Annotated in this window: 6 protein-coding genes; 2 read left to right on the top strand and 4 right to left on the bottom strand. The window is 66.5% G+C overall.

Translation table 11 applies throughout. The annotated features are described in order from the left end of the window. Positions 1-451 precede the first annotated feature (451 nt). Together rsrA and ABD848_RS20055 are read right to left on the bottom strand one after the other, a co-directional pair. Positions 452-739 carry a mycothiol system anti-sigma-R factor gene (rsrA, locus tag ABD848_RS20050; protein WP_344974880.1) on the bottom strand — a complete coding sequence of 96 codons (288 nt, stop codon included), beginning with the start codon at positions 737-739 and terminating at the stop codon, positions 452-454. Beyond that, positions 736-1374, bottom strand: coding sequence for a sigma-70 family RNA polymerase sigma factor (locus tag ABD848_RS20055; RefSeq protein WP_344974883.1), 639 nt, complete (start codon positions 1372-1374; stop codon positions 736-738). The genes rsrA and ABD848_RS20055 overlap by 4 nt, the downstream gene beginning before the upstream one ends. Before the next feature lie 423 nt (positions 1375-1797). Here ABD848_RS20055 and ABD848_RS20060 point away from each other — a divergent pair, with 423 nt between their 5' ends. Then, positions 1798-2652 (top strand): class I SAM-dependent methyltransferase, encoded by an 855-nt coding sequence (locus tag ABD848_RS20060; protein WP_344974886.1) that lies wholly within the window; start codon positions 1798-1800, stop codon positions 2650-2652. A gap of 42 nt (positions 2653-2694) precedes the next feature. Here ABD848_RS20060 and thiC read toward each other — a convergent pair whose 3' ends face one another. Together thiC and ABD848_RS20070 are read right to left on the bottom strand one after the other, a co-directional pair. Continuing rightward, a complete protein-coding gene (gene thiC, locus ABD848_RS20065; protein ID WP_344974889.1) occupies positions 2695-4386 on the bottom strand; it encodes a phosphomethylpyrimidine synthase ThiC in 1692 nt (563 codons plus the stop codon). 407 nt (positions 4387-4793) lie between these two features. Next, complete coding sequence (locus ABD848_RS20070) at positions 4794-5660, bottom strand: SOS response-associated peptidase (protein WP_344974892.1); 867 nt, start codon at positions 5658-5660, stop codon at positions 4794-4796. Positions 5661-5772: 112 nt separating this feature from the next. Between ABD848_RS20070 and ABD848_RS20075 the strand changes: the two genes are divergently transcribed. Then, positions 5773-6291: a DoxX family protein gene (locus tag ABD848_RS20075; RefSeq protein WP_344974895.1), complete on the top strand. Its 519-nt coding sequence runs from the start codon at positions 5773-5775 to the stop codon at positions 6289-6291. Positions 6292-7027: the final 736 nt, after the last annotated feature.

Below are 7027 nucleotides of genomic sequence, written 5' to 3' on the forward strand. Positions count from 1 at the left end.
CACCAACACAGTGATCACCAGTCACCCTAGGTAACCGCGTGATACGGATGTCAAAAAAGCCGCCGGCGAGAAGACGGAAGAATCAACTTCATCTCGGGCGTGTCGCGGGGAGCACTCTAGGGATTTCAGATTCCCACCCCCCGAAAAGCGGGCCAGTGTTTTCGCAATTCACACTAACGCCGACAAATAGAAAAAAACGGGCGACCGCCGTTTTCCGGCGATCGCCCACCGTAGTGGAAGGCCCGGCGGTAGAGCACCAGATCGGGGCGGGCGCACACTGTCCCACGGGGCGTCCCCTCGCCCCTGAGGTCACGCCCCGCGGCGTCCTCCCCCCATGCCTGCGGTGGCGTTCCTCTGGCGAGCGCCAGCACAGCCTTACCCCCTTGTCCTGGCCGGCATCTCCCACAGGCGGCAGCGTCCCCGCAGATGCGGCCAGCGGCGAGCAGGACGGCTAGTCCGCGGCGTGGGTCTCGCGGATCTGGAGATCAGCTCGGGCCGCCTCCAACCGGCGCAGCACCTTGCCCCGCAAATCCTCTGGCACCGGATCTTCGCCACAGTGTTTAGCGACCAGCTTCTTAACCGCCTCTTCGAGCCCGTACTCCTCCAAGCACGGAGCACACTCGTGCAGATGCTCGCGGATCAGCGCGTAATCGGCTTCGTCGAGTTCCCCGTCGATATAGGTGTAGACCCGCGCCAGCACCTCACTACACGGCGTGCGGTGCGGCTTCCCGCAGCTCATCCCTCGTCCCTCCGATGCGCCCCGTCGGCGCTGACAGCCACCGACTCATGTAGCTCCCGGGAGAGAATGCCGCGCTCGACGGCATACTCCTCCAACAGGGAACGCAACTGGCGTCTACCGCGGTGCAGCCGTGACATCACAGTGCCGATGGGCGTGTCCATGATCTCGGCGACCTCCTTGTAGGCGAAGCCTTCAACGTCGGCGAGATAGACGGCGATCCGGAAGTCCTCGGGTAGATCCTGCAAAGCCCGCTTGACATCGCCATCGGGTAGATGCTCAAGCGCCTCAGCTTCGGCGGACTTCAGCCCGCTGGAGGTGTGGGAGGCGGCTTGGGCAAGCTGCCAATCCTCCACATCCTCAGTCCCGGCCTGCTTGGGTTCACGCTGCTTCTTGCGGTAGGAGTTGATGAAGGTGTTGGTCAGGATGCGGTACAGCCAAGCCTTGAGGTTCGTTCCCTCCTTAAACTGATGGAACGAGCCAAACGCCTTGGCGAACGTCTCCTGGACGAGATCCTCGGCATCGGCCGGGTTGCGCGTCATCCGCAACGCGGCCGAATAGAGCTGGTCGAGAAACGGGAGCACATCCCGTTCAAACCGAGCCCCCCGCTCGTCGACTGTCTCCTGGCCCTGACTCAAGCCCGCCGGCCTCCTCGTGCTGGTGTCCCGTTGGGCAACCGTAGACACACCATATGACGTGGTGGACGAGGGGCGCACGTCCGCCGCGGGCGGAGGGCCCGTGGGCCGCTCTGGCAGTAGGCACCCATGTGAAGCCGGCATCGACCCGCCTTTACTGTCGGTTCTTCCGCTCGCGCCCGAGGCCACACGACCCGTCGCCGAATCTCCCCGAGCAGCTCACTCGTGTGGTGATGTGGATGCCAACAACGCCACCTCGCGACTGATTCCAGTCAGCGGGCGGTTTCGGGAGCTTCGACCGCTTCAGCTCCTTCGACCACTGCGACACGCCAAGGCAGGAGTTTTCGTGTTCGGGTAGATGGGAGAGGTGCAGCGTGAAAGAGTGCGGGTAAAACCTCAATCAAAGGCGTGGGGAGAGGAGCATGCGTGCGACCGTCCTCCAGTTCCGCGGTTCATGCGTCGGCCCCCCGAACAACTGGCGGCGCGACAGCGGAAGCATCACCTTCGACAGCGGCCCACTTCGCCTCCACTGATTCGCTGTCGGCTTACTGGCGCTTCTACTGGGCCGTGGCAGAAGCACAACTCGTGCGGTGGCTGCCCAGTACCCCTAGCCGTATCCTCGACTTGTCCGGGCCGGACTTCCGCTGCGCGCACCGCGCGGTGGCAGCGGGCCACGACGTCGTGACCCTGGCCTCCTCTACCGAAGAGGCGCACCGACGTCCCCTGGAGGTCGTCAGCGGGCAAGAAACACGATCCCGCGGACGCCCGGCAGGACGACTCCGCCGGATCGTGGGGGACGCGATGCTGCTGTCCGGCGTGACCTCCGGGGCCTTCGACGGGGTGATCGCCGACAACCGCGTCCTATCCCAGCACCTGCTCACCGAGGCGTGCCTGGCCGAGATCGCGCGCGTGCTCCGCCCCGGCGGGCGCACCCTGCTATGCGTCGACTCTGTGGTGCTGGGCATGGCGCTGCTGGCCGAACAGGACTGCTGGCCCGAACTCAGCTACGCCCCCAACGCCGACGTGCTCCTGGTGCCATGGCCCGATGGCACCATCACCCGGTGTTTCACCGTCGAACAGCTCTCCGAGGTGCTGACCGACGTGGGCCTGGAGCTGGAGTGGGTCAAGCCGCGCACCGTGCTCTCGGCGTCGACAGTGGAAATGGTGCTCGACAGCGACCCCAACGCCCTGAACCGGCTCGTCGAGACCGAACTCAAAGCCGTGGAGTCCGACGACTACGTAGGGGTGCACATGCTGGCCAGCGCGAAACGCCCCCAGTGAGGCTGGGGCGGGACCCGCGTGAGCCCCGCCCCAGCGCCACGGTCACTCCTGGGCCATCGGAAGGTGCACGCGCTTACCGCTTTGCACGAACTCCTCCGATTTCTGGCGCATCCCCTGCTCGATGGCCGCCACCGTCGAAAGTCCGTTCTCCTCGGCGAACTTACGCACGTCCTGCGTGATCTTCATCGAGCAGAACTTAGGGCCACACATCGAGCAAAAATGCGCGGTCTTGGCGGGCTCAGCGGGCAGAGTCTCGTCGTGGTACGCCCGCGCCGTATCGGGGTCCAACGCAAGATGGAACTGGTCATTCCACCGGAAGTCGAACCTGGCCTGCGACAGCGTGTCGTCCCACTCCTGGGCCCGGGGGTGGCCCTTGGCCAGATCAGCGGAGTGAGCTGCCAGCTTGTAGGTGATGACCCCGGTTTTGACGTCATCACGGTTCGGCAACCCCAAATGCTCCTTGGGGGTCACATAGCACAGCATCGCCGTGCCGTGCCAGGCGATCTGAGCGGCCCCGATCGCGGAGGTGATGTGGTCATAGCCCGGCGCGATGTCGGTAGCCAGCGGCCCCAGCGTGTAGAAAGGCGCCTCACCACACAGCTCCTCCTCCAACCGCACGTTCTCAGCGATCTTGTGCATGGGAACGTGCCCCGGCCCCTCGATCATCACCTGGACATCGTGGGCGCGGGCGATGTGTGTCAACTCACCGAGAGTGCGCAGCTCGGCGAACTGCGCCTCGTCGTTGGCGTCGGCGATAGAGCCCGGACGCAGACCGTCACCCAACGAGAAGGTGATGTCGTAGGCGCGCAGGATCTCGCAGAGTTCCTCGAAATGGGTGTAGAGGAAACTCTCAGTGTGATGGGCCAGACACCATGCCGCCATGATCGACCCGCCACGCGAGACGATCCCGGTGACGCGCCGAGCCGTCAGCGGTACATAACGCAGCAGCACCCCAGCGTGGACCGTCATGTAGTCCACACCCTGCTCAGCCTGCTCGATAACGGTGTCGCGGTAGATCTCCCACGACAGCTTGGCCGGGTCGCCATTGACCTTTTCAAGAGCCTGATAGATCGGCACCGTCCCCAGCGGAACCGGCGAATTGCGCAGAATCCACTCGCGCGTCTCGTGGATACGGCTACCGGTCGACAGGTCCATGATGGTGTCGGCCCCCCAACGGCTGGCCCACACCATCTTCTCCACCTCCTCCGGGACCGAGGAGGTAACAGCGGAGTTGCCGATGTTGGCGTTCACCTTCACCAGGAAGTTCTTGCCGATGATCATCGGCTCCGACTCCGGGTGGCAACGGTTGACCGGGATCACCGCACGACCGATGGCCACCTCATCGCGGACGAACTCTGGCTCCATGCCCTCGCGTGCGGCCACAAACCGCATTTCAGGCGTGATGATGCCGGCCTTAGCACAGGCCAACTGGGTGATCGCGCCACTGCTAGGCGCATGTTGCGGGTGCCCCTCCCCCGAACGCCGGGCGATCCATTCACCGCGCAGCGCCGGCAGTCCGGCGTGGACGTCGATGGTCGCGGCCGGATCAGTGTAGGGGCCTGATGTGTCGTAAAGATCGATGTGGGTGCCGTCGCTCAATCCAACCCTGCGCTGCGGGACCCGCAGCACACTCCCCGAATCGGGATCGGTGATCTCGCGGTAGACCTTCTCCGAACCCGTAATGGGGCCGGTGGTCACACTGGGTTGGACACTGTTGTCGTCGAGCGCCGTCAAGGCACGCCTCCCTACGTCGGAATTACCCGAACAGGTTCTGCGGTCGGCGGCACCGGCCCCCCATTGGGCCAGCCACCCTCTCAGCCCGCCAAGGCGCGAGCTCCCGCGGTTATGGAGTTGTCCGGCTCACTACCCACGCCCCGCCCCCCGGTCGACTCCGGGAGAGCGGCACAGGCGCTGTGCGCCGTATTCGTTGTCGCTCGTTGGCTTGGTCCGTGCCGGTGCTCGCCTGCCGTTGCTCACGACAACCACGGCCACGCCGTGACGCGGCACCGCCCCTCGCGAGGGAACACACAGGACACTAGGGGCCTATGGCACCGGCCACCATACCGGGGCCGCATCCGGCCACCATGGTCGAGGGGCGCCAACCGAGGGGCACCTCCCCTCCGGCTGGGAGCGCCAACCGGCTAGAACAGGGAAGCCACACCCGCCTCAGGCGGCTCCTCGACCGGTTCGAGCAGCTCAGGCCCGTTGTTACGGACACTGTTCACCGCCGTGGTGACCTGCTCGGCAGTGAACTCGCTCGCCGGAGTGGCCGCCATGAGCGGCAACAGATCGGCCAGCCCCGCGGCCGGATCGAGCCACGTCCCCCAGTTGGACGTGTCCAGCACCACCGGCATGCGCTCATGGATGTGGGCGAGTTCCGGCGCGGCCTCAGCCGTGATGACAGCGCAGCTCCACAGCCACGCCGCCGGGTCGTCGTCGGCGCGCTGCGGGTCACGCCAGCGTTCAAAAACGCCGGCCAGGGCCAGCGGACGACCATCGGCATAGCGCACCGCGAAGGGGCGTTTGGCCGTCCTGGCTTTGCGCGCGGCATGCTCGGGATCAGTCACCGGAGAGGTGCCCGGCTGCGCCGGTCCCGGCGTGCGCTCGGGGACGAGTTGCCACTCGTAGTAGGCATCAGCGGGCAGCAGACAGCGCCGGTGGGCGAAAGCGTCCCGATAAGCCGGCTTATCCGCCACAGTCTCGCTACGAGCGTTGATCATGCGGTAGCCCATGTTGAGGTCTTTGGCCCAGGAAGGCACGAGCCCCCACCGCAGCACGCGCAGGTAGCGCGGCCCCGGTGGCCGGCCATCGCCCGAACCCCGCGGCGGCGGCCCCAAAACCGCCTGCACCCGTGAACCGGGCGCAATGTTGTAGTCGGCGGTCAGCTCCTCAACCGGGGGCCAGGCACGCGGGTCGTCGCCCTGGCCCGCCGGGGCGTCGGGCTCGGGAAAATCGAAGGCGAGCTGGAGTTGGCTCCGGTTGCGCGCCTGCGCGTAACGGCCACACATACTCTCAGCTTATGGCCACTGCCGGCCGAGCGCCGCTGCCTGAGCCGCCAATGACGACGATCCCACAGTGCGTTGAAGGGTGGGGGACGCTCGCTCGGGTATACGCCCTTGCATGGGACTGCTACGCACACAAGCCCGACGGTTGCTCGCCATCCCCTTCCTGCTGGAAGGAGTGCAAACGCTGCGCGATCCTGCGCCGCGCGCAAAGGAACTGTCACCCGTGATCCACGAGTTGTCGCGCAAGTACTCATGGCTGCCCGACAATCCCGAACTGTTGGTTCGGCTCCAAGGAGCCACCGGTGTGGCAGGCAGTGCGCTGCTCATGAGCAGGAAAGCCGGCCGGCTGGGGTGCGCCGTGCTCGCCGTGCAGTCGCTGCCGACCCTGGTGGGGGAAAGGCGCTCACTCACAAGCGGCGACCTCAACGGTCGCGACAGCGCCCGCACCACGATGGCCAAGGACTTGAGCCTGCTCAGCGCTTTAGTGCTGGTCGCCACCGAGCCGAAGCGACGCCCCCCGCGAGCGGTGTGGGAGGCCCGTCACACCGCGGACCTAGTACGCCGTAGATCGCTGGAGGCTCGCCAAACCGCACGGCAGCGGGTACGCAAGGCAGCCGGCAGGATGAAACGCTAGCCACTAGCCACGGCGCCGCGCCGCGCGAGGCTTTGCCATCGCGCGGCGCGTTCTTGTGAGACCCCCTTTGTGCCTCTGCTCCTCCTTCTGTGCCTGCCTTTCTGTGCCTGCCTCCTTGCCTCCCTGACTCACTGGCTGGACCCCGTCCGTCTCGCCTCCCCACCGGCGGCACGGGAGGTCTGCGCGGTTAAGAAAACCGATCAGGGCCAGCGCACGAGGCCATCGGCGCCGCTCGTTGCCGCCACTCGTTCGGCGTTGAGGTTGACGACGCGACCGCGAAGGCGCCCGGTGTGAGACACCCCGGTGGGTGGAGGTGTTTCGGGGCTCGGTGTTGGCCGCTGGGGGTTGGGGGTGGCGACGTTGGGCGGCGAGGGCAAGCGGTGGGTGGGGTGGTGCCGGGCCGGTTCCGGGGGATGGGTGGGCAGGCCGTGACGTGGGGCGGCGAGGGCAAGCGGTGGGTGGGGGTGGTTCGGGGACCGGTGCTGTGCACTGGGGTTTCCGGCGGCGACGCAGGGCGGCGACAGCAGCCGGTGGGTGGGGTGGCGGGTGGGATCGCCCGTGGGGGTGCTGGTGGCGGGGGCGGGTGGTGGCTGGGGCCTCGTTGTCGGTGCTGCCGATTTGGGCTGGGGTGGGGCAGTAGGGCGGTCGACAGATGGGGGGTGTCTCGCATAGTAAGACGGCGGGGGCGGGAGGTGCGCTCAGTGGTGGGGGCAGCGCAACACTGGGCGTGCGAACA

The organism is Salinactinospora qingdaonensis, assembly GCF_039539445.1.
Lineage (GTDB): Bacteria > Actinomycetota > Actinomycetes > Streptosporangiales > Streptosporangiaceae > Salinactinospora > Salinactinospora qingdaonensis.